The organism is Streptomyces sp. Ru73 (genome assembly GCF_002920575.1).
In the GTDB taxonomy this organism is placed as follows: domain Bacteria; phylum Actinomycetota; class Actinomycetes; order Streptomycetales; family Streptomycetaceae; genus Streptomyces.
This window is the reverse complement of the sequence record NZ_PQSQ01000050.1, coordinates 14,908-35,246: the sequence shown is the minus strand read 5'-3', so window position 1 is coordinate 35,246 and position 20,339 is coordinate 14,908. Positions and strand designations below refer to the sequence as shown.

Sequence of the window (20,339 nt, the reverse complement as noted above, 5' to 3'; positions counted from 1 at the left end):
TTGAGGTACGGGGAGGACGAGCGGTGCGTCAGCCCTTGCCGGGCGCGTGCTTCGGGTACAGCGCGGCCGGGACGAGGGTGAGGGCGCTGAAGGCGAGGGCCCACCAGAAGGTGTGCGTGTAGGCGTCGCGCACGCCCGCAGGGCCGTCGCCCGCGCCGGACAGGGCGTTCTGCAGGAGGACGGCGAGCACGGCCGTGCCGAGCGAGCCGCCGATGCGGTTGAGCACGGTGCGGGCGCTGGTGGCGGCGGGCACCTGGCTGCGCTGTACGGAGGTGTAGGTGGCGGCGACGTTGGGCGGGGTGATCGCGCCGAGCCCCACGCCCCTGACGAACAGCGCGACGACGAGTCCGAGGGTGCCGGCGGCGGCGTCCAGGACGAACGGCACGGTCCCGGCGAGGGTCAGCAGGATGCCCGCGAGCACCACGGCCCGCGGCCCGTACGCGTCGGTGACCTTGCCGGCGAGCGGGGTGACGACGGCCGTGCCGAGGGCCTGCGGGGCCAGCATCAGGGCGGCCTCGAAGGCGCTCATGCCGCGTACCTCGACGAAGTAGAGCGGCAGCAGCAGCATCGAGCTGTAGAGCGCGGCCCCGAGCAGGAAGGTGTTGACGCTCGCGAGGGTGAAGCCGCGCCCGGCGAACAGCCGGAGGTCGATCAGCGGCGCCCGGTCGGTGCGCAGCGCGTGCACCCCGTACCCGGCCAGCAGCAGGAACCCGCCGATCAGCAGCGCGGCCTGCAGGGGGTCGAGGCCGCCGCCGCCCACCTGGGCGAGGGCGTAGACGAGGGCGGCGAGGCCGGGCGGCAGCAGGGCCAGGCCCAGCCCGTCGGGCCGCAGCCCGGTCTGCCGTTCGCCGTGGTCGCCGGGGACGATGCGGGCGGCGAGGACCAGCGCGAGCAGCCCGATGGGGATGTTGACGTAGAACAGCCAGCGCCAGCCGGCGCCGTGCACGATGAGGCCGCCGACCACCGGGCCCAGGATCGGCGCGAGGGAGACCGGCATGGTGATGATGCCGACCAGCCTGCCGATCCGCCGGGGCCCCGCGATGCGGGCGACGATGGCCTGGCCGATGGGCTGCATCAGCCCGCCGCCGAGCCCCTGCACGATCCGAAAGCCGATGAGGGCTCCGGGGGACCAAGCGAGCCCCGCGAGCGCTGAGGCGGCGACGAAGACGGCGACGGAGGCGAGCCACATCCGCTTGGCGCCGACGCGCTGGATCAGCCAGCCGGAGAGCGGAGCCACCAGAGCGACGGCCAGCAGGTAGCCGGTGCTCACCCACTGGATGGCGGTGAGCGAGGCGGTCAGCCCTTCGGCCATGGAGCCGACGCCGACGTTCACGATCGTGGTGTCGAGCTGGGCCAGTACGGCGCCGAGGATCAGCACCCAGCCGATCCGCAGCAGCCCGGGGTCGAGGCGGTCGGCGGCGTCGCCGGGTGCGCTCGCGCCGACGGGCCGAGTGCCGGTACGGCCGGCAACCAAACGCTTCAAGGAACCTCCAGGGCGGGACGCGGGGTCGGCGGGGACGGTCGCGAGCGAACTTATGATGGACCAAAATTTATGTCAACCATAAATATCGGTCGCGCATAAGCGGGGCGTACCATGAGGCGCATGCAGCAGCGCGAAGCACGGCCGGCCGCCGGTACCGGCCTCAGGGAGCGGAAGAAGCAGGAGACGCGCGACCGGCTGTCGCACGTCGCGACGCTGCTCTTCATCGAGCGCGGCTTCGACGAGGTGACCATCAGCGAGATCGCGGAGGCCGCCGGCGTCTCGAAGATGACCGTCACCAACTACTTCCCGCTCAAGGAAGACCTGGTCTTCGACGCGCACGAACTGGTCGCCGACAGCCTCGCGCGGGTGGTGCGCGAACGGCGGCCGGGCGAGTCGGCCCACCACGCACTGCACCGGGCGTACGTCGACGCGCTCGGCGGCGCCCACCCCGTCCTCACCGGCCACTCCTCCCCCGGCTTCGCCCGCATGGTGCACGCCAGCGCGCGCCTGCGGGCCCGCGAACGCGAGATCGAGGAGCAGCGCGAGGAACGCCTCGCCGCGGCCCTCGCCGAGGAGACCGGCGCCGCCCCCGACGACCTCGCGCCGCGCCTCGCGGCGGCCCAGCTGGCCGCCGCCCACCGCGTGCTGTTCCGCCTCGTACGCACCCTGATGCGCGCGGACGCCCCCCAGCCCGAGGCCGACCGCCGGGCCGAACAAGCCGCCCAAGAGGCCTTCGCCCTGCTGGAGTCCTCCCTCGGCGACTACGCGGTCCGCGAGCCCTGAACCCCCGCCACGGCCACCGGCCCCCGGACTCTCGCGGCCCTGGCTTCCCGACCCCTCCCGCACACGAGATATGCCCTGAAAGGGCATATTCCCGCTTCGGATAGCGTTGCTACAGGTTTGGTACGGCGGATCCGGCGCGGCGAGCCGACGACGGTCCACACGAGTCGACGGGACAGGGGTCAACGGAGTGCACGGCGAGTACAAGGTGCCCGGGGGGAAGCTGGTCGTCGTCGACCTGGACGTCGTGGGGGGCGTGCTGCGGGACGTGCGCGTCGCCGGGGACTTCTTCCTGGAGCCGGACGAGGCGCTGCTCGACATCAACGCGGCGCTGGAGGGCGCGCCCGCCGACACCGGGGCGCGGGGGCTGGCCGACCGTATCGAGGCGGCGCTGCCCACCGGGGTCGCGCTGATCGGGTTCACCGCCGAGGCGGTCGGCATCGCGGTCCGCCGGGCCGTCGCGCAGGCCACCGACTGGACGGACTACGACTGGCGGATCATCCACGAGCCGCCGCAGGAGCCCGCGCTGCACATGGCGCTGGACGAGGTGCTGACCACCGAGGTCGCCGAGGGCCGGCGCCCGCCGACGCTGCGCGTCTGGGAGTGGGACCGCCCCGCCGTGATCATCGGCAGCTTCCAGTCGCTGCGCAACGAAGTGGACCCCGCAGGCGCCCAGCAGCACGGCATCACGGTCGTCCGCCGGATCAGCGGCGGCGGCGCCATGTTCGTCGAGCCCGGCAACACCATCACCTACTCGCTCTGCGTCCCCGAGTCCCTGGTCCACGGGCTGACCTTCGCGGAGAGCTACGCGTACCTCGACGACTGGGTGCTCGGGGCGCTCGGCGACGTGGGCATCAACGCCTGGTACAAGCCGCTGAACGACATCGCCACGGACGCCGGGAAGATCGCCGGCGCCGCCCAGAAGCGGATCGTCGCCGGCTCCGGGGCCGTCCTGCACCACGTGACCATGTCCTACGACATCGACGCGGACAAGATGGTCCAGGTACTGCGCATCGGCAAGGAGAAGCTCTCCGACAAGGGCACCACCAGCGCCAAGAAGCGCGTGGACCCGCTGCGGCGGCAGACGGGGCTCCCCCGCTCCGAGATCATCTCCCGCATGATCGGCTCCTTCCGCGCCCGGTACGGCGGCACGGACGACACGGTGACGGACGAGGAGTTCACCCGCGCCCGCGAACTGGCCACCACCAAGTTCAGCGACCCGCAGTGGACGGCCCGGGTGCCGTAGCGACGGCACCCGCACGACGCGCGATGCGGGCGGCCGGCTCACGCACTGCGCGGCACCGGCGCCCCGCCGTTGAGCCGGGCCGGCACGCGAGTGCGCGCCCCTTCCTTGGCTCGGGTGTCGGCGGAAACACGGGCGGGTCCGCCGGCGCCCGCCCGTGTGCGCATGGTCCGGCGGATGGCCTGCAGCTGCAAATAGGAATCACCCAGAGCGCTCTTCAACTGGGCGATTTCTTTGCGGAGTTCGACTTCCCGGTTGGCTTGCTGGTCCGAGGTCGCTTCGAGTCCGCCGCAGCCCGCCTCGATGAAGCGGCGCTTCCAATTGCTGATGGCCTGCCCGGTGACTCCCGCGGACCGGGCGGCTTCGGCGGCGGTGACCTCACCCGCCAGAATGGACAGCACGATCGCTGCCTTCTGGTCAGCGGGCATGGCTGGGGGACGGGGCACGGACGTTCTCCCTTTGTGCGTTCGCTTTCGTGGTGACCCGCGGACGGCGGGTGAAAGGACTGCTGACCTCACGGCCGTCCGGCAGAAGTGCGGCACGCCGAACTCCGTGAGCGGCCGAAGCGCTGCTCAGCGGGCCGGTCAGCTCGGAGCACGAGCCCAGCCACGCACGGTGGACCGGGCGAGTGCCTCGTCCACGGCGCGGGCGGCTTCCGCCCATGACGCTTCCCCGGGCGGGGTGAGGAGCAGCGTTGCGGTAGTGGGTGTGCACTCCAGTTGGGTGCAGGTCCACCGGGCGGGCAGGAGGGCGACCAGCCGGACTGCGGCAAGCTCCGACGGAGTGTCGTTCGGCACGTCGGCCACGATCCGCACGCGGTGTTGAGTGGGCACGGGCAGGTCCTCTGTCACAGGGCGGGTGGGCAAGTGTCGGAAGGGCATGTGCGCGGGGTGGCCCTGCTCACGGCGTCCGCGCTCCGTACGCCTGTGCCGGACCTCCCGCTTCCGGGACCGGTCATGGCCGGCCGGGGCCCTTCGCCCGCTGTCCGGCGAAGCCCCGGCACACTCCTGGCCCGGCCGTCGAAGCCGTACGGCTCACCCCCAGTCGTGGAAGTCGGGGACCAGCTCCCCGACCAGCCCGACCACCTCGCTCGGCAGGGAGGTCACGACGGGCGGAGCGGGGGGCGGCGTCGGCTCGTCGGCGTGGGCCGTACCGACGGCGCACAGGGCGAGGAAGGCCGCGCCCAGCAGCGAACAGAGCCCGGTGCGGAGAACCGATCCCTGCCGGCGGACGGCTGACTTCCCACGGACGGTGCGGTGCATGGTGTCTCCCCCTGAGGTACGAATCGCTCGGCGGCTCTCGCCTTGCGGGGACAACTCTGCCAACGGAGCGAGCTCCGCTCGAGGTCCCCACTGCGCATACTCCTGCACCGTGCGGTGCCACATGTTGCACCGCTGATCAGTGGTTTCCGGAGGAACGGAGTGCTCGGTCCGCGACATGGGGTGCTGTCGGCCGCTGCCGCACTTGCCGGGGCGATCCGTCGCTTGGGTACGCGCATGCGCCGGGCCCACCGCATCCGATCCGGTTCGCCGCAGACCTGGAGAGCGGGTCCCCGGGGTCAACTTTCGGATCCGCTTGCCTTTTCGCTCCGAACAGGCCGGTCAGCGGCCTTGGGATTCAATGGCTCGGTGCTCGGCACATCGACGCACCTGTCCGGCTGGTGCTGAACTCCTCTCACAACAACACCGACCGGTGAGGTTGCGGAACACGCGTCCCGCAGAGGCGCACAACAAAGGAGATTCCCATGAACGAGAAGCTCATCGCCGGCTACACCGCCTACACCAACGCCGACGAGTACGGCGCGACCACCCTCGGCGACGCCCCGGGCTCCGCCGAGTCGGCCAGCTGGGTCCTGTCCGCCGCTTCGCTCGGCGCCAGCGTCGCGGCCACCTTCGACAAGGGCTGCTGACCAGGCACATCGATGAGAGGTGCGATGCTCATGCACGAGCGTGTGCCCTGCGAAGGGTGGCGACGTGTGAGGGGATTCAGCGCGCCTTGCGTCCCCCCGGACAGCTCGGGCCTCCGTGCCGAGGCCCGGCTCTCCGCCAGCAGGCGCAATATCCGGGGCAGCAACCCGGTTACTCCCGTCGTTTATTGAGGTTCGCACATCGGCGCGGCCCTCAGGGGAAGCGCATCACACGGTTCTTCCACTGCGTTCCGAATTCTTCGGAACTCCTCATGAAAAGGATTCCCGCATGAACGAGAAGCTCATCGCCGGCTACGCCGCGTACACCGACGCCGACGAGTACAGCTCCGACGCGCTGGGCGAGGCGCCCGGTTCGGTCGAGATCTCCGTCAGCATCGCGTCGTTCGTGGCCTCGGCCACGACCTACGACATCAAGTGCTGATCAGGTGACTCCCTCTCAACGGAGTGCCGTCTCCGCCGGGGACGGCACCCCGTTGGGGTAGCAGTTGCACCCGCCCGCCCCGCCGCTCAGGCGTGGCGGGCAGCGCTGTCGGCGATCTCCTGCAGTGCGGCCATGTGACCGGCCAGGGCACTTCGGCCGGCCTCGGTGAGCGCGAGCCAGGTGCGAGGTGTCTTACCGACGTACCCCTTGCGGATCGCGACATAGCCCAGGTCCTCCAGGGCGGAGATGTTCTTGGAGAGGTTCGAGGGCGTGAGATCGCAGTACTCCTGGACGGCCCGGAACTCCGCCTCGTCACAGCCGGAGAGGAAAGCCGCGATCCGGATACGGGTGACGGTCCTGAACGCGTCGTCCAGCCCGGCCGTCACGTGCGCACCTGCTTCTGCAGCCTGATCCAGGTGTAGAGGAACACGACCAGACCCAGTCCGGCCCACATCCAACGGAGGTCGGGGCTCACGGCCAGTGCGCAGATCAGGATGACGGCGCAGGCGTTGACCGTGCGACTGCGCTTCTGACGGGCGGGACCACGCAGGCCGGTGACGCCCTGCCGGGCCCGGATGCGGGTCAGGATCTGATCCGCCGCCAGGGCCAGGACGACGCCGGCGGCGATGGTCAGTGCCTTGAGCCAGAGGGGCGAGGGGCTGACGCCGCCCAGCGCTATGGCAGCACCCACGAGGAAGCCGCAGGTGGGCGGTGCCCATCTCGGCAACTTCGGTTCCACGGAGGCTCGGTAGGACTCGCGCGCCTGCTCAAGGTCGTGTCGTGCTTCTTCAGCGTCCATGGTTGCCATGCTGGCACGCACTTTCCTAATATTCAAGTAGTGGCTCTCCGGAAAGTTTTGTCCGTCGCATCTCCGCCGGACCCGGCTCCGCACCACGTCCCCGAGAGTCCGCCGACTGCGGCGGCCCCCTGACACGGCCCTGCCGCCGCCCCCCTCAACTCCAGGAAGCGAGACCGGACTTGAAATCCTTGGAGATCGACTCCCTCTCGAAGCGATACGGAGCACGCCAGGCGCTCGACGCGCTCTCCTTCACCGTCCCGCCCGGCGAGATCTTCGGCTTCGTGGGCAGCAACGGGGCGGGAAAGACCACCACGATGCGCATCTCCGTCGGTGTACTCGCCGCCGATCAGGGCGAGGTCCGCTGGGGCGGCACTCCGGTGGGCGTCCATGACACCGCGCGCTTCGGCTACATGCCGGAGGAGCGTGGCCTCTACCCGAAGATGACGGTGGGCAAGCAGCTCGTCTACCTCGGCCGGCTGCACGGTCTGTCGGCGTCCCAGGGGCAGGCCGCGATGATGCGCTGGACCGAGCGCCTGCACCTGTCGGAGTACCGGAACAAGACCGTCGAGTCCCTGAGCCTGGGCAACCGGCAGCGGGTACAGCTGGCGGCGGCTCTCGTCCACGACCCCGACGTGCTCATCCTCGACGAGCCGTTCTCCGGGCTCGATCCCTTCGCCGTGCAGGACATGAGCGCCGTGCTGAAGGAGAAGGCGGCGCAGGGCACCCCGGTGCTCTTCTCCAGCCACCAACTGGAGCTGGTGGAGCGGCTGTGCGACCGCGTCGCCGTGGTACGCCACGGCAGGCTCGCCGCGTGCGGCAGCCTCGACGAACTGCGATCCGCAGCACCGGCCCGCCTTCACCTCGAGGTCGAAGGGGCCGATGAGGACTGGCCGGCGCACTCGGACGCCGTCGCCTCCTACGAGCGGTTGCACGACGGGGTGCTGCTGGAACCGGCCGGCTCCCACACCGAGAACGACGTGCTCCGGGCGGCCATGCGGCACGGCACCGTCCGGCGCATGACCTGGCACCAGGCAACGCTCACCGACATGTTCTGCGACCTCATCGAGTCGCCGGAAGGCGGTACCCACCGATGACTTCACACTCGCGCACGTACCGTTCCAGGGCCTGGCAGGACGTCCTGCTCGTCTACCGGCGGGAGATCGGGGCGCGCCTCGCCACCAAGGGATACTTCGCGGGTATGGCGGTCATGGTCGCCCTGGTCGTTGCGCTGATGGCCGGGTTCTCCTCCCTGGGGGCCGACAAGACCTTCGACATCGCGGTGTGCGGGGCGCCCCGGGCCGACTTCGGAACCACGGCGAAGGACGTGCGGGTGCGGCCCTGCTCGGGCCCCGAGCAGGCTCGGGAGCAGACCGAAAGGGAGCAGATCGAAGCCGCGGTCGTGGTCGCCGACGGCCACGTATCGGTCCTGGTCCGCGGCAACACCGACCCACTGGCACAGGAGGCCGCCATGGCCATGAGCCGGGCCTGGGCCACGTCCCGGGCCCTCGCGAGCCAGCACGTCGACCGGCAGCGTCTCGACGCCGCCGTCGCCGAAGCGGCCCCCGGGATCGTCAGGATCGGCAACAGCCCTCCCACCGGACAGGTGGCGGCCACCGTCAGTCTGCTGATCGTCCTGTTCATGCAGATCGTCGGGCAGGGCTCGGTCATCGCACAGGGCGTCGTGGAGGAGAAATCCACCCGTATCGTCGAGGTCCTGCTCTCCACGCTGACCCCGCTGCGGCTGATGATCGGCAAGGTGGCCGGCATCGGAACGGCCGCCGTCCTGCAGATCGCCGTACTGGCCGGAGCCGTGATCGGTGCGGGCGCCGTCAGCGGCGGCTCCTCCGGCCCACTGCCCGGCACCGCGGCCATGCTGTCCCTCCCGGTGTGGTTCCTGCTGTCCTTCGCCCTGTTCGCCGGCCTCTTCGCGGCGGCGGGATCGCTGGTCTCCCGGCCTGAGGAACTCCAGTCCGTCCTCATGCCGGTGATGGTGCTCGCGCTCGTCCCGGTGGGCGTCGTCGCCGCGGCCGCCGGCGACCTGTCCGCTTCCTGGGTGAGCGTCGTGCAGTACATCCCGCCCTTCTCCGGCATGTTGATGCCGCTGCAGGCCGGCCTCGGAACCGTGTCACCGGCCCAGCAGCTGCTGGCCGGCGGCCTGATGCTGCTGGCGACCGCCGGCTGCATGTGGCTGGCCGCGCGGGTCTACCGCGCCTCGATCCTGCGCACCGGAACCACCGTCCGCTGGCGTCAGGCGCTCGCCGCCTAGGCGACGAACCCGCCCCCTCGTGTCCCCTCTCCCCCGGCGAGGGCGGCGCGCCCGGGGGAGGCGGTCCCTGCTGCTTCCCCCGGGCTTCCATTTCCGCAGGTCCCCGCTCTGCCGTAGAAGGGCTGTGAACGATGGTCTTGTTGCATGTGGCGGCCGTACTCGCCGTCGTCCTGGTGGCCGCGAAGGCCGGACGCGAGGCAGCCCGCCGGCTGCGCCAGCCGGAGGTCATCGGCGAGATCACGATGGGGCTGCTCGCCGGCCCCGTTGCCCTGGCGGTACTCGGCGAGGAGACCTTCGCGGCGGTCCTGCCGGAGGCCGTGCTCGGCGATCTGAAGCTGGTGGGGCAGGCCGGCCTCATCCTCTTCCTCGTCGGTCTCGCCCACCACATGCGCCGAGGGACGAGACGTCTGCCCGGACGGGCGGTCGGCTGGGTGACGGTGGGATCGCTGGCCCTTCCGCTGCTGTGCGGGGCGCTGCTGGCGCTGTGGGTCACCACGCAGGAGGGGGCCGCCGTACGCGGCACGGCGCCCCTCCCGGCGTTCATCCTGATGGTCGCCGTTTCGCTGTCCGTCAGCGCGGTGCCGGTCATGGCCAGAATCCTGGACGCCCGCAGGATGCAGGGCTCGGCAGTGGGGGCGCTGACCCTCTCGTCGGCGATCGTCATCGACGCGGTGGGCTGGCTGCTGCTGACCCTCGCCATCTGCCTGAGCACCAGCAGCGCGAACGGGCTCCTGCACTCCCTGCTGGCGCTCGCTGTGGCAGGGGCGTGCGGGCTGGCCCTCCGGGCCGTGCTCGCCACCGACTGGGCGCGCCGTCTGTGCGTACGGGCACCCCGGCCGGCGGCCGTGGCCCTGGGCGGTACGGCGATCTCCGTGGCCGTCGCCGTCGAGCACGTGGGGATGACCGCGATCCTCGGAGCCGCGGTGGTCGGGCTGTCGATCCCCGCGGGCCGGTGCTCGCCGTGGGACCGGGCGGTGGAGAGCGTGACGCGGGCGGGGGCCGCCGTGGTGCCGGCGTTCTTCGTGGTCACCGGCGTCACCGTCTTCAGCGGGACGCTCGCCGCGACGCCGTGGGGGCTGCTCACGGTGACGGTTCTGCTGGGCATCGTCGGCAAGGCGGTCGGCGGCTATCTCGGGGCCCGTCTCGGAGGGCAGTCGCACCATGACGCGCAGCAGGTCTCCGTCCTGATGAACACCCGTGGGCTCACCGAACTCATCATGCTGCAGGCGGGGCTCCAGTCCGGGATCCTGACGCCACCGCTGGTGCTTGCCATGGTGGTGATGGCCCTCGTCACCACGGCGATGACCGGTCCCCTCCTGGCCCGTACGGAGCGCCTCGGGGCCCGGACGTCGGTACCGGTGGGCCCGGCTCGCGGAGCGCCGCGCGCGGCGGCGCGTCACGGGTCCTGAAGAGCTCTACCGCGTCCCGGTGGACTCCCTCCCGGTGGCTGTGCCGGTGACCAGCGGATGCTCCAACGCGGCCGCCACCCTGACCAGGTAGGCCCGCTCGTCACCGGCAGGCAGACCGGGCACGGGGCACGATCCGTGCCGGGGATGTGCCGGCAGGCCGCGGCGCTTGCGGGACGCGGCGTCGGCGAGCGTCGCCGCCGCACACACCGCCGCCACCTCGGACGACGGCATGAGACCGCTCGCGGCCAGGCGCACTCGCTCCGCGGGCTCCGGGGACATCCAGGGGTGCAGAGTACGCAGCGCGTCCGCGATCTCCATGACACGGCGGGGCAGGTACCAGCTCCGGACGTTCAGCGCGAGACCCTCGGTGAGGCGGCCGGGCGGATGGAGCGCCAGGTGGGGCTCGCAGCTGCGCACCGTGAGGTCCCAGAGAGAGCGCAGTCGGCGGAAGTCACGACGCTCACGGCGCCAGGCCGACCACGCGGGCGCGAGATAGCCGTACTGCACGAGATGACAGCCGACGCCCGCGGCGAGGGGCGCCACCAGGCGCAGGACGTCCGGGTGACGGTGGGTGACTGCCGCGGTCAGCAGCGGAAGCACCCGCAGGAGGTGGGACACCACGATGAGGAGGGACCCCCAGCCGATCGCCCGGAGCGCCCGGCTCATCGGCGGACGGCCGGTACCGACGACGCGATGGATCTGCCGGCATGCCCTGGCCGTGGACAGGAGCGCGTACGCGCCCGCGGCACACGAGAGGAGCAGGAACGCGAGGGCGGCAGGATCACGCGCGAGACCGGCTCCGGACGCCACGGCGGGTGAGTCCGGCAGGTCTGCCGAGAAGTACAGCGCGGTCAGCACGGCAGCGATGACGAGGTACAGCACGGCCAGTGCCCGGGGGCTCGCGCCGAGCCGGCGGTCCGGGAGGCTCTCGCGCCCCCACAGGGCGGCGAGGATGTGGGAGTGCGCGGCGAAACCGTGGACACACAGCTGAATGACGAGGGTGTCGAGTCCCGTGAGTCCGGTCAGGGAGCCGATCCACCGGTGGACGGGGAGCAGCGTCGTGACGAAGGCGGCCGTGGCGAGGACCGATCCGGACGCGATGACCACCAGCGCCGGGGAGCGATCGTGGCGCAACGCCAGCAACTTGCCCGCAGTGATCACGGCTGAGGTGAGGGCGGCACTGTGGAACAGCACCACGTACAGCACGCGGAGGTACGGACCGGCGTCAGCCACCTTGTCTCCGATGCGCCAGGGCGGCGGAGATCTGGGTGGTGCCGGTGTGTTCCCGGCGCAGATCGAGCAGGGTGACGAGCCGGGTCGCGAGGAATTCGGCCTCGCGTTCCAGCGGAGCGCCATAGCGAGTGCGCCCCAGCAGCACGGCGCGGGCGACGTCCGGGCGCACCCCGGGCAGGAGCGTGCTCACCGTCGCGTCGTCGAGCAGGCTGTCCTGCGTCGGGGTGTGACCGCACAGCAGGTGCGCCAGTTCATGGCAGACGGCCAGGACTTGGCTGAGTTGCGGGGCACTGCCGTCCACGACGATGACGTCCTGCTTCTCGAGCCGGGCGCAGATCCCGGACACGGGCAGGGGGAGCCGGCGGGTCGTGATGGAGATGGGCCTGCTCCGCGTGGCGGCCACGGCGTCGACGACGTCCTGGAGCGTCGGCGTGCCGGGCAGGCGCAGCCGGCGGATACGCCGTAGTGCCCGACGCCGCTCCCGTCCGAACCGCATCACAGCCCCCGTGAATGATCTGCTTGCATGTGGTCAACTCTGCAACGTAATCACACGGCGACGTGATCACAATCGAACGAGTTTCACCAACATGCACCGAGACTTCGGACAACGGTCGTGCAGGGACGCCCGGAAGAGCCGATGAACCGGTCAGTCTCCGGCCGGGGCAGTCCGGTCGTCGGGCGGTGCGGACGCGACGTCGTGCAGGAGGTCCTCCACCGCGGCGGCGAGCTCCGCCGCCTGCCCGGCGGGCAGCTCGGCCATGCGGAAGGCCAGCTGCACGGCTACCGGGCTGCGCGCGATCCGCCGGTACGCACGCAGCGCCTCAAGGGTGTCCATGAGTTCCGTGACGGCCGGCGCGTCGTCCTCATAGGTGAGGGCTTCCCTCCGCACGCCGAAGTGGCGGGCGAGGGCGCCGAGGTCGTCCACGGCGAAGAAGCCGATGTCGACGCGGAGGAAGGCGGCCAGCGGGGCCAGCTTCGACAGGGTCGGCTGGCTCCGGCCGTCGAGGAGCCTGTCGAGGTAGGTGGAGGACATACCGGAGGACCTGGCGACCGCGCGCATGGAGTACCGCTGTCCCCGTTCGTCCCTGCGCCGCTCCAGCAGATGGTTCAGCCGGTCGGCGAGCCGGCCGGTGACCTCGTGCTGCGGTGGGTCACGGTGGACCGGGTCGACGGGCCGGCCCCGGCGCAGACCGGCGATCCTGGCAACGGTGACACCGGACGCCTCGGAGACCTCCCGGTTCGTCCACGGGCGCCCGAGGGCCGCCGGGTACACCGTCTCGAACAGGAGATCCAGGCGCGACGCCACGCGCTCGGGTGGCACACAGCGTTCATCGCTCACCGGCCCGCTCCTCCCCACCCCGCCGACCCCGCGCCCGGCGCCGGTCGGTCGTGCGGTACGCCCCCGAAGTAGGGCATGAGTCTGTCACTCATTGATGCCTTCGCACAGTGGAATTGTCGTGCTGTCAGCCGCTTCGCCCGTCCATGCCGTGCGACTGTCACTCATAGTTGACACTTCATGGAGGTCCGGTGAAGATTCAGCCGATGACGGGAACCGCCGACGTACTGGCAGGTCCTCCGGCTTTCGGGCAGTCCCGACCAGGACCTGCTTGATCCACACGGCGCCCTCGTTGACCACGGGCGTGCACCGGTGAAGGGGGAAACATGGGAGAGCCGACGCTGGCGTTCCTGGGAGTGGGTGCCGACGACGAGGAGCTCTACCGGCTGTTGTTGCGCGCGGGCGAGGCGGGACGTGCCGAGTTCGCCCGGAACCACTCCCTCGACGTGCGGCAGATGCAGGACGCCTGCGCACGGCTGGCCGCCCTGGGGCTGGTGGGCGAGGGAGCAGGCGGCGCGCTCCGTCCCGTACCCCCCGCCAAGGCGGTCGAAGGGCTGGTGGAGACGGAAGTGCGCCGGCTGCGCGACGCCCTGGAGGGACAGGTGGTCACGCGGCGGATCGTCGACTCCCTCATCGCCGAGCGCGGCAGACGCCCTGCACCCGAGGACGCCGGTGACGCGATCCAGCACCTGGAAGGCATGGAGGCAGTCCGGGCCGCCATCGACGAGCTCACCTTCTTCACCTGGGCCGAGAGTCTGACCACCAACCCGACCGGGGTGATGAGTCCGGAGAACATCGCCCACGCGCGGCCGCTGGACGAACGCATCCTCGAGACGCGGGGTCAGCATGCGGACACTGATCGGTGCCGCCGCTCTCGATGACCCCACGACGATGGACTACGCCCGTGAGCTGATCGGCAGAGGGGCTCAGATCCGCATCTCCTACGCCCCGCTGGAACGCCTGATCATCTGCGACCGGTCCGCCGCCCTGACCCCTCTCGACCCCGCCAGGACGGCCAAAGGAGCCGTGCTCATACGGGAGTCGGGCCTGGTGGCCGCCCTGGTCGCGCTGTTCGAACGGATGTGGAGCGCGGCGCAGGAGCTGCCGCCCGCCGAGGACGCGGAGTCCCAGGGGACGGAGCCGCTCAGCCGTCTCGAACGCAAGGTGCTGAAGTCGCTGTACACGGTGGACAAGGACGAGAGCGGCGCTCGCGAACTCGGCATCTCGGTACGCACCTACCGCAAGCACGTGGCGAACCTGATGCGCCGCCTGGGTGCCACGAACCGCATCCAGGCGGCGCTGCTGGCCCGCGAGCGCGGCTGGCTCTAGCCGGGCCCCGTCACTGTCACTCAGCGGCCGCTGCAGCCCTCTCCGCAGCGATCTTCTGCCGCTCCACCATGATTTCCTGCAGGCCCTCCACACCCATGGGGTCGAAGTTGACGAGGTCCGCCACCGCCCCGATGCCGGAGACCAGCGCCATGAAGCCCACCCGGGACGACCGGGTGTACACCCGGGCGATCTGCTGTGCGCGCTCCATGTACTCCTCGCGCAGCCGGTTGGGCTCCATGAAGAAGCGCACGTACGACAGGATGTCGGAGAACAGCTGACGGTAGACGGCTTCGAAGCGCTCCAGCGCAGGGGCTTCGTTGGACGGGTCGCTGAGCGCGGCGTCGAGGGCGCGCGCCGCCAGCCACGCACCCGAGGTGCCCAGCCAGACGCCGGAGGAGAACAGCGGGTCGATGAACGCCGCCGCGTCGCCCACCGCGACCCAGCCGGGGCCGAAGAACCTGTCGCTCAGGTGGGACCAGTCCCGCGCGCTCTTCAGCGGCACGGAAACGCCAGCATCGACCATCGTCCTGGCCATGATGCTGGATTCCAGGCCCTGGGCGAAGATCTCCTGGTGGCTCAGCCCTTGCCGGGTGGCCTCGGTCAGCTTCTCGACCGAGAGGACGTAGCCCAGGGACAGCTTGCTCTTCGACAGCGGGATGCCCCACATCCAGCCCCCGCCCTCGATCGCTTCCACGAGGATGTCGTCCTCGTCCTCGAGCGGGGTGTAGGTGTCGTAGTAGCCCCAGATCGCAACGTTGCGCAGGTCGTCCTGCCACTGGGTCTCGGTGAGCCTGCGCGAGACGGTGCGGCTCTGCCCCGAGGCGTCCGCCACGTAACGGCTGGACACCCGGTGCGTCCGTCCCTCGTGCGTGTAGACCACGCCGGTCACGGTGCCGCTCTCGTCCTGCAGGATCTCCGTGACATGAGCCTCTTCCCGGACCTCGGCACCCAGCTTGCGGGCGTTGTCGAGCATCAGCTCGTCGAAGTCGCTGCGGGTGACGTGCCAGGCGTGGTCGTAGTCGGTGCCGGCCGCGGAGAAGTCACTGCGCCAGGGCTGCGGGTCCTTGCCCCAACGGAGGGATATGCCGGTCTTGTGCCGGTAGCGGGCGTCCAGCTGCTCGACCAGGCCGAGCTCCTCCATCAGCGGAGTCATTCCCGTGACCAGCGACTCACCGATGTGGTACCGGGGGAATCTCTCGCGCTCCAGGATCAGTACCCGGTGGCCGGCCTTGGCGAGCAGGGCACCGACCGTGGAGCCGGCCGGCCCGCCGCCGACGACGACGACATCGTAGTTCTGGGTCTCAGACATACAGAGAAGTCCTTCCTTGCTGCGGGGTTCAGGAGGGTCGCAGGACGTTCACGACAGGAGAGGAGAGGTTCCGGGCGGGTTCGCTCGGGTCGATGCCGGCGTCCATGAAGGCGGTGGCGATGGTGTCGGCCAGCACCTCGTGCTCGTCCGTGAGCGAGGCGGCGTGCCGTACGAGGGCCTCGGCGAAGACCTGCGCGCGGTGCTGGCCGAAACTCAGACCGCGACGGGTCGTGCCCGGGTCGTCCGGCTCGAAGGCACAGCTGACCGACGCGGTGATGGGCCGGGTGAAGGGGGACGTCCCGTCGGCCAGCAGGCCGGTGTCCTGGAGCATCTCCGCACACGGGCGGGCCACCTGCCAGGCCGGGCGGGGAAGGTAGACCACCAGGGCGTCCTTACGGGGATACACGGCGGGCGCGGAGGCGATCTTCGCCCGCCACGGGACACCGGCTTCCTCCAGGAAGTCCACCAGCCGGCCCCAGACGCCGGGCGCCACCTCCGGAGTGTCGAGGTGTGCGTACACACGCAGCAGCGGCCCCCGCCTCGCCGGCTGGGGAACGGTCGAATCGGCCAGGAAGAAGCCGGCGGACAGCCCCGGCCGGGCGCACGGCATCACCACCGTGACCTGGTCGCCCGTGCGCTCTGCCACGGCCTCGCTCGGAACCCGTACGCGCACCCCGTCCAGGTGCACCACGGTGTGTCCGTCCCCGTCGGCGACGAACGCGCCCACAACCGTGGTCGTACGGGGGCCGGTGGCGGCGTGGAGAGCCGCGTCGAGGGCCGGGGTACGCAGCGATCGCGGCTTCATGCCGAGCGGCTCGTCCCGCCCCGAATGCAGGGTGTCGTACAGCACCGAGCCGAGCGTGCGGGCCAGGGACTGCGGGCTGTCCGCTTCATGGACCTCGCCGGCGGTCTCCGCCTTCAGGCCCCCGTCGTACACGGTGACCAGGTCCGTCAGTGCGGCGATCCGGTCGGACAGGCCGAGGTTTCCGTGTGCCATGTCATGCCTCCAGGCCGAGGGACGAGGTGAATTCGGCCGGCGACAGCAGCACCGTGCGCCCGATTCCTGCCGCGGCCCGGGTGACCGGGGTGAGGCGGGTGGCGGAGCCCGCCGTGGCGAGCATCCGGTCCATCATGTGCCAGCCGGCGTAGGCCGCTGCGCGGGTGGCCAAGCCCTTGTCCTCGCGGATGAACGCGGGCGCCCGGTCCAGGTACGCGCTGAAGAAACGGCGCGCCAGGGGCGTACGCTGCTCGATCTCGCCCACCCCCGTAGCGATGATCTCCTCGTGGGTCGCGGTGTGACCCATCGGGGACGCGTCGGCGAGGGTGCGCGGGATGGCCATGGCGGCCTGGTGGAGCCACTCACCGGCGAAGGCACCGAGGTCACGCGCCGGGTCGCCGAGCCGGGACTCCTCGAAGTCCGTCAGATGCAGCACTCCGTCGGCCAGCAGGAACTGGTCCAGCCGCAGATCGCCGTGGATGGGACAGCGTGCAGGGAGGTCCTCGGTGTCCGCCGCCCGCAGTTCCCGCAGCGCCCGGGCCAGCTCGGCATCGCCGTGCAGGAGCCGCCAGGTCGCCAGTTCCGCGGCGGTCGCCTGGGTGTAGAACTCGTACCCGACCGCCTCCAGGTAACCGGTCGGGGGCAGCGGGTGCGGTGCGGTGTCGAAGCCGTCCGGGGGCAGGCCGTGCACCTCCGCCAGGGCAGCGGCCGCGCGCTCGCACATCGCCTCGTCGAAGGCGTCGTCCGCCACCAGGTCGCGGCCGGAGCGGCTACCGGAAAGACAGGCGAAAACGAGCAGTCCGTGGTCTTCGTCGAAACCGAGCAACCGGGGGGTGTTCAGGCGGCCTTCGGCCGCGGCGCAGAACGCCGTGGTGTGCCGCATACGGGCGGCGCGGTCCGGGCTCGTGATCTGCTTGACGAATACCTCGGTTCCTCCGGTGGTGGTGCCGCTCCAATTGTCATTGCGCCCCTGGGCGCTGGTGACGGTCGTACGGTCGAAAGGACCGAGCCCGAGGCTGATGAGCAGCGCATCGACGTGCGGGACACCATCCAGATCGACCGGTGTGAACCGGAGTGCCCCGTCCTGGGCACGGCTACTTGTCTGCATGGTGAGGGACGCTAGAGAGCGTCATCCGAGAACGGCAACCTTCAACTAACGAGGAAACTTGAAGCGCCGCCAGGACTGTTCTCGGGGAATTGGGATGATGCGGCACCGACGAAAGTAACGGTTGCCGCTTCGGGTCCGACGGGCGTCTAATCCGCCGTATGCCGGACGCCATCCATCACACGACACTGGACAACGGGCTGCGCGTCGTAGTCCAACGGGTCGAGGGAGTATCCGGGGTAGCCGTATCGGTCAACTACCGGGCCGGCTTCCGGACCGAGAAACCGACTCGTTCAGGCTTCTCCCACCTGTTTGAGCACATGATGTTCCAGGGATCGAAAAATGTGGCCGGCGGCGAGCATTTCGCTGCCGTCCAGGCGAGGGGAGGCGTGGCCAACGCCAATACGTTTCCCGATTCGACGGACTATTACCAAGTCGTGCCCGCCGATGCCCTGGAGAACGTGCTCGACCTCGAAGCCGATCGCATGGGATTCCTGGCCATCACCGGAGAACGTCTCGCCACGCAGCGGAACGTCGTCAAAGAAGAGATACAGCTGCAGGTGACCGGGCGCCCCTACGGCGGATTCCCGTGGACAGTCCTTCCGTCGGTCATGTTCGACAGGTGGGAGAACGCCCACAACGGCTACGGCGAAATGGCCGATCTGGACGCGGCCACCGTCGAGAACTGTGCCGAGTTCTTCCACCATTACTATGCGCCCGGCAACGCCGTACTGGCGGTCTGCGGGGACGTCGCCCCAGGCCCGGCTCTGGCCGCGGTGCGCCGCAGCTTCGCCCGGGTGGCTGCGCGGCCCGTCCCCGTCCCCCCTGACATCGACGAACCGGTGCCCGGGGAGGAGCGGCGCGGCACCTGCCACGACCCGGTCGCCCCGCGTCCCGCGCTGGCGATCGGCACCCGCCTGCCCGACGCCCGCACGGACCTGAGCGGGTACGCCGCTCACGTCGCCCTCTCCCACCTGCTGACCACCGGCTCCGACTCCCGCCTGCGCAAGGCGCTCGCGGCCATCGGGGCGAAGGCGGACTCCGCCGTCGGGTTCTTCGGCCCCCTGGTCGTCACCCGTCCCGACACCTTCGTCATCGTCGCGCACCACGGTCCCGGCCAGGCGCACGACGCCGAGGCGCTCATCTCACGGCAGCTGGCGGAGGTCGCCGACGGGGCGGCACGCGGCCCCGAAAGCAGCCGCGCCGTGGCCTGCGCCCGCACCACGCTGTACCGCAACCTCGATTCGCTGTCCTATCGCGTGCGCTTCCTCGCCCGCGGGCAGCTGCTCTTCGGCCGGGCGGACATCGGCGACGAACTCGCCGAGCGCGTCGCCGCCACCACCGCGGACGACATCGCCGCTGCCGCTGCCCGGGCCGCCTCCCCCGCGGGGCGCGCGGTGCTCACCCTGCTCCCCCACGAGGACGCCTCATGACCGTGTCGACCACCCGGGCATTCAGTCTGGTCACCCGCCGGGCGGCCAGTGGGCTCACGCTCACCGCCTCACAGCTGAACACCGTCCCGCTCCTGCAGGCGAATCTCACCGTGCGGCTGCCGATCGAGACCCGTGCGGACACCGCGGCCCTGGAGGTACTGGCCGCCTGCTGGTCCAGCCACCCGGCCGGCGCCCGCCTCGAGCAGCAAGGTGGCATGGTGAGCGTCCACCGCACGCGCAAGTGGCTGATGTTCTCCATCCTGGCGACCTCCGACCTGCTTCCCCTGCTGGCCGACACGCTGACCGACGTCATCCACACCCAGTACCCGCAGCAGCTGGTCGACGCCGCGGCCGCCAAGGTCGCCCAGCAGGCGACCCTGGTCAACGCGCAGCCGGCCGTCGACTCCGTACGCCAGATGTGGACCCGTTTCTACGGGCACCTCCCCCCGGAAGCCGATCCCTCCCCCGGCGCCGAGGAAGTCCTGGGCGTGACGGCACGTCAGGTCACCGAGGCCCACCGCCGGTTCATCGTCCCGCAGCACGCCGATCTCGCCCTCGTGGGCGCCGCAGCACCCGAGTACTGTCTGGACCGCTTCGAAACCGCACTGACCAGCTGGCACCCCAGCCGTACCGCCCCGCTGCCTGCGCCCAGGGAGCTCGCCGGCCTCTCCCCGGGCGTCGTCACCTGCGACCGCCCCGGCCGGCAGCAGACGCAGATCCGTCTCGTCTCGGCGGCACAGCCCCGCACCGGGATCGCGGACTTCGCCGCGAACCAGGTCGCCGCAGCCGTCCTGGGCGGCAGTTTCTCCTCCCGGATCAACACCGTGCTGCGCGAGGAGCACGGCCTGGCCTACCGCTGCAAAGCAGCGCCCGACTTCATCGACCGGGACGTCTTCATCATCGAGGCGGACGTCACCGCCGCCCGGGCCGCGGAGGCCATGCATCATCTGCACCGCCTCACCGAGGAGTTCGCGACCGACGGCCCCACGGAGGAGGAGCTCGCTGCCGCCGTCGGCTTCATCACCGGCACCTACGCCCTCAACCTGGGGTCCCAGCTCGGCCGGGTCGCCCTGCTGAACGCGTGCAGCACCCAGCAGCTGCCCGGCACGGCCCTCGTCGACATTCCCGCCGCCGCGGCGCGCCTCACGGTCCACGACGTCCGGCGGGCAGCGGCGCACTGCCATCCGTCCCGTCTGCGCGGTGCCGTGTGCGGGGAGGGCGAGAACCTCCCGGACCACTGGTTCTGAGCACCGCGCCGCGCCCCGGCCC

22 protein-coding genes are annotated in these 20,339 nt (G+C 70.9%); 11 read left to right on the top strand and 11 right to left on the bottom strand.

Annotation, left to right across the window (positions count from 1 at the left end):
* Positions 1 to 28 precede the first annotated feature (28 nt).
* Entirely contained in the window at positions 29 to 1,483 is a 1,455-nt protein-coding gene (locus tag C3486_RS21320; RefSeq protein ID WP_258052911.1) for an MDR family MFS transporter, read from the bottom strand.
* 120 nt (positions 1,484 to 1,603) lie between these two features.
* Here C3486_RS21320 and C3486_RS21315 point away from each other — a divergent pair, with 120 nt between their 5' ends.
* Both C3486_RS21315 and C3486_RS21310 read left to right on the top strand, forming a co-directional pair.
* Positions 1,604 to 2,266 (top strand): TetR family transcriptional regulator, encoded by a 663-nt coding sequence (locus tag C3486_RS21315; protein WP_103834346.1) that lies wholly within the window; start codon positions 1,604 to 1,606, stop codon positions 2,264 to 2,266.
* Positions 2,267 to 2,453: 187 nt separating this feature from the next.
* Positions 2,454 to 3,509 carry a biotin/lipoate A/B protein ligase family protein gene (locus C3486_RS21310; RefSeq protein WP_103834345.1) on the top strand — a complete coding sequence of 352 codons (1,056 nt, stop codon included), beginning with the start codon at positions 2,454 to 2,456 and terminating at the stop codon, positions 3,507 to 3,509.
* Between the two features lie 38 nt (positions 3,510 to 3,547).
* Here C3486_RS21310 and C3486_RS21305 read toward each other — a convergent pair whose 3' ends face one another.
* Entirely contained in the window at positions 3,548 to 3,934 is a 387-nt protein-coding gene (locus tag C3486_RS21305) for a transposase (protein WP_103834344.1), read from the bottom strand.
* Between the two features lie 606 nt (positions 3,935 to 4,540).
* Positions 4,541 to 4,768 (bottom strand): hypothetical protein, encoded by a 228-nt coding sequence (locus C3486_RS21300; protein WP_103834343.1) that lies wholly within the window; start codon positions 4,766 to 4,768, stop codon positions 4,541 to 4,543.
* A 482-nt stretch (positions 4,769 to 5,250) separates the two neighbouring features.
* On the opposite strand from C3486_RS21300, the gene C3486_RS37385 reads away from it, so the two are divergent.
* Positions 5,251 to 5,415, top strand: coding sequence for an LxmA leader domain family RiPP (locus tag C3486_RS37385; RefSeq protein WP_181138636.1), 165 nt, complete (start codon positions 5,251 to 5,253; stop codon positions 5,413 to 5,415).
* Positions 5,416 to 5,701: 286 nt separating this feature from the next.
* On the top strand, positions 5,702 to 5,854 hold the full coding sequence (locus C3486_RS37380; protein ID WP_181138635.1) for an LxmA leader domain family RiPP: 153 nt from the start codon (positions 5,702 to 5,704) through the stop codon (positions 5,852 to 5,854).
* A gap of 86 nt (positions 5,855 to 5,940) precedes the next feature.
* Here C3486_RS37380 and C3486_RS38120 read toward each other — a convergent pair whose 3' ends face one another.
* Together C3486_RS38120 and C3486_RS38115 are read right to left on the bottom strand one after the other, a co-directional pair.
* Complete coding sequence (locus tag C3486_RS38120) at positions 5,941 to 6,240, bottom strand: transcriptional regulator (protein ID WP_258052910.1); 300 nt, start codon at positions 6,238 to 6,240, stop codon at positions 5,941 to 5,943.
* Entirely contained in the window at positions 6,237 to 6,593 is a 357-nt protein-coding gene (locus C3486_RS38115; RefSeq protein WP_258052909.1) for a hypothetical protein, read from the bottom strand. Before C3486_RS38115 ends, C3486_RS38120 begins: the two co-directional genes overlap by 4 nt.
* A 239-nt stretch (positions 6,594 to 6,832) precedes the next feature.
* Between C3486_RS38115 and C3486_RS21290 the strand changes: the two genes are divergently transcribed.
* The 3 genes from C3486_RS21290 to C3486_RS21280 all read left to right on the top strand — a co-directional run bounded on the left by C3486_RS21290 (position 6,833) and on the right by C3486_RS21280 (position 10,328).
* Positions 6,833 to 7,747 carry an ABC transporter ATP-binding protein gene (locus tag C3486_RS21290; RefSeq protein ID WP_103834341.1) on the top strand — a complete coding sequence of 305 codons (915 nt, stop codon included), beginning with the start codon at positions 6,833 to 6,835 and terminating at the stop codon, positions 7,745 to 7,747.
* On the top strand, positions 7,744 to 8,919 hold the full coding sequence (locus tag C3486_RS21285; protein ID WP_103834340.1) for an ABC transporter permease: 1,176 nt from the start codon (positions 7,744 to 7,746) through the stop codon (positions 8,917 to 8,919). Before C3486_RS21290 ends, C3486_RS21285 begins: the two co-directional genes overlap by 4 nt.
* A gap of 131 nt (positions 8,920 to 9,050) precedes the next feature.
* Positions 9,051 to 10,328 carry a cation:proton antiporter gene (locus C3486_RS21280; protein WP_103834339.1) on the top strand — a complete coding sequence of 426 codons (1,278 nt, stop codon included), beginning with the start codon at positions 9,051 to 9,053 and terminating at the stop codon, positions 10,326 to 10,328.
* A 6-nt stretch (positions 10,329 to 10,334) separates the two neighbouring features.
* Here C3486_RS21280 and C3486_RS21275 read toward each other — a convergent pair whose 3' ends face one another.
* The 3 genes from C3486_RS21275 to C3486_RS21265 form a co-directional block, all read right to left on the bottom strand.
* Positions 10,335 to 11,561, bottom strand: a complete 1,227-nt coding sequence (locus tag C3486_RS21275) for an MAB_1171c family putative transporter (protein WP_103834338.1) — start codon at positions 11,559 to 11,561, stop codon at positions 10,335 to 10,337.
* Positions 11,554 to 12,057: an ImmA/IrrE family metallo-endopeptidase gene (locus C3486_RS21270; RefSeq protein WP_103834337.1), complete on the bottom strand. Its 504-nt coding sequence runs from the start codon at positions 12,055 to 12,057 to the stop codon at positions 11,554 to 11,556. Before C3486_RS21270 ends, C3486_RS21275 begins: the two co-directional genes overlap by 8 nt.
* Positions 12,058 to 12,207: 150 nt before the next feature.
* Complete coding sequence (locus C3486_RS21265) at positions 12,208 to 12,900, bottom strand: helix-turn-helix transcriptional regulator (RefSeq protein ID WP_146075031.1); 693 nt, start codon at positions 12,898 to 12,900, stop codon at positions 12,208 to 12,210.
* A gap of 323 nt (positions 12,901 to 13,223) precedes the next feature.
* Between C3486_RS21265 and C3486_RS21260 the strand changes: the two genes are divergently transcribed.
* Together C3486_RS21260 and C3486_RS21255 are read left to right on the top strand one after the other, a co-directional pair.
* Positions 13,224 to 13,778: a hypothetical protein gene (locus tag C3486_RS21260; protein WP_103834335.1), complete on the top strand. Its 555-nt coding sequence runs from the start codon at positions 13,224 to 13,226 to the stop codon at positions 13,776 to 13,778.
* Entirely contained in the window at positions 13,744 to 14,226 is a 483-nt protein-coding gene (locus tag C3486_RS21255) for a LuxR C-terminal-related transcriptional regulator (protein ID WP_103834334.1), read from the top strand. The genes C3486_RS21260 and C3486_RS21255 overlap by 35 nt, the downstream gene beginning before the upstream one ends.
* A gap of 16 nt (positions 14,227 to 14,242) precedes the next feature.
* Here C3486_RS21255 and C3486_RS21250 read toward each other — a convergent pair whose 3' ends face one another.
* Genes C3486_RS21250 through lxmK form a run of 3 tightly spaced genes read right to left on the bottom strand, consistent with a single transcriptional unit; the run spans position 14,243 to position 17,640 of the window.
* Positions 14,243 to 15,535, bottom strand: coding sequence for an NAD(P)/FAD-dependent oxidoreductase (locus C3486_RS21250; protein ID WP_103834333.1), 1,293 nt, complete (start codon positions 15,533 to 15,535; stop codon positions 14,243 to 14,245).
* A 28-nt stretch (positions 15,536 to 15,563) separates the two neighbouring features.
* Positions 15,564 to 16,532, bottom strand: coding sequence for a T3SS effector HopA1 family protein (locus C3486_RS21245; RefSeq protein ID WP_103834332.1), 969 nt, complete (start codon positions 16,530 to 16,532; stop codon positions 15,564 to 15,566).
* A gap of 1 nt (position 16,533) precedes the next feature.
* A complete protein-coding gene (lxmK, locus tag C3486_RS21240) occupies positions 16,534 to 17,640 on the bottom strand; it encodes a class V lanthionine synthetase subunit LxmK (protein WP_103834331.1) in 1,107 nt (368 codons plus the stop codon).
* Positions 17,641 to 17,798: 158 nt separating this feature from the next.
* On the opposite strand from lxmK, the gene C3486_RS21235 reads away from it, so the two are divergent.
* Together C3486_RS21235 and C3486_RS21230 are read left to right on the top strand one after the other, a co-directional pair.
* A complete protein-coding gene (locus C3486_RS21235; RefSeq protein WP_103834330.1) occupies positions 17,799 to 19,070 on the top strand; it encodes a pitrilysin family protein in 1,272 nt (423 codons plus the stop codon).
* Entirely contained in the window at positions 19,067 to 20,317 is a 1,251-nt protein-coding gene (locus C3486_RS21230; protein ID WP_103834329.1) for a pitrilysin family protein, read from the top strand. The genes C3486_RS21235 and C3486_RS21230 overlap by 4 nt, the downstream gene beginning before the upstream one ends.
* Positions 20,318 to 20,339: the final 22 nt, after the last annotated feature.

Coding starts and splice junctions, on each gene's coding strand:
- C3486_RS21280 (WP_103834339.1), top strand. CDS start 9,051: ATGGTCTTGTTGCATGTGGCGGCCGTACTCGCCGTCGTCCTGGTGGCC.
- C3486_RS21300 (WP_103834343.1), bottom strand. CDS start 4,768: ATGCACCGCACCGTCCGTGGGAAGTCAGCCGTCCGCCGGCAGGGATCG.
- C3486_RS21305 (WP_103834344.1), bottom strand. CDS start 3,934: ATGCCCGCTGACCAGAAGGCAGCGATCGTGCTGTCCATTCTGGCGGGT.
- C3486_RS21285 (WP_103834340.1), top strand. CDS start 7,744: ATGACTTCACACTCGCGCACGTACCGTTCCAGGGCCTGGCAGGACGTC.
- C3486_RS21245 (WP_103834332.1), bottom strand. CDS start 16,532: ATGGCACACGGAAACCTCGGCCTGTCCGACCGGATCGCCGCACTGACG.
- lxmK (WP_103834331.1), bottom strand. CDS start 17,640: ATGCAGACAAGTAGCCGTGCCCAGGACGGGGCACTCCGGTTCACACCG.
- C3486_RS21250 (WP_103834333.1), bottom strand. CDS start 15,535: ATGTCTGAGACCCAGAACTACGATGTCGTCGTCGTCGGCGGCGGGCCG.
- C3486_RS21260 (WP_103834335.1), top strand. CDS start 13,224: ATGGGAGAGCCGACGCTGGCGTTCCTGGGAGTGGGTGCCGACGACGAG.
- C3486_RS21255 (WP_103834334.1), top strand. CDS start 13,744: ATGCGGACACTGATCGGTGCCGCCGCTCTCGATGACCCCACGACGATG.
- C3486_RS37385 (WP_181138636.1), top strand. CDS start 5,251: ATGAACGAGAAGCTCATCGCCGGCTACACCGCCTACACCAACGCCGAC.
- C3486_RS37380 (WP_181138635.1), top strand. CDS start 5,702: ATGAACGAGAAGCTCATCGCCGGCTACGCCGCGTACACCGACGCCGAC.
- C3486_RS21270 (WP_103834337.1), bottom strand. CDS start 12,057: ATGCGGTTCGGACGGGAGCGGCGTCGGGCACTACGGCGTATCCGCCGG.
- C3486_RS21315 (WP_103834346.1), top strand. CDS start 1,604: ATGCAGCAGCGCGAAGCACGGCCGGCCGCCGGTACCGGCCTCAGGGAG.
- C3486_RS21235 (WP_103834330.1), top strand. CDS start 17,799: ATGCCGGACGCCATCCATCACACGACACTGGACAACGGGCTGCGCGTC.
- C3486_RS21230 (WP_103834329.1), top strand. CDS start 19,067: ATGACCGTGTCGACCACCCGGGCATTCAGTCTGGTCACCCGCCGGGCG.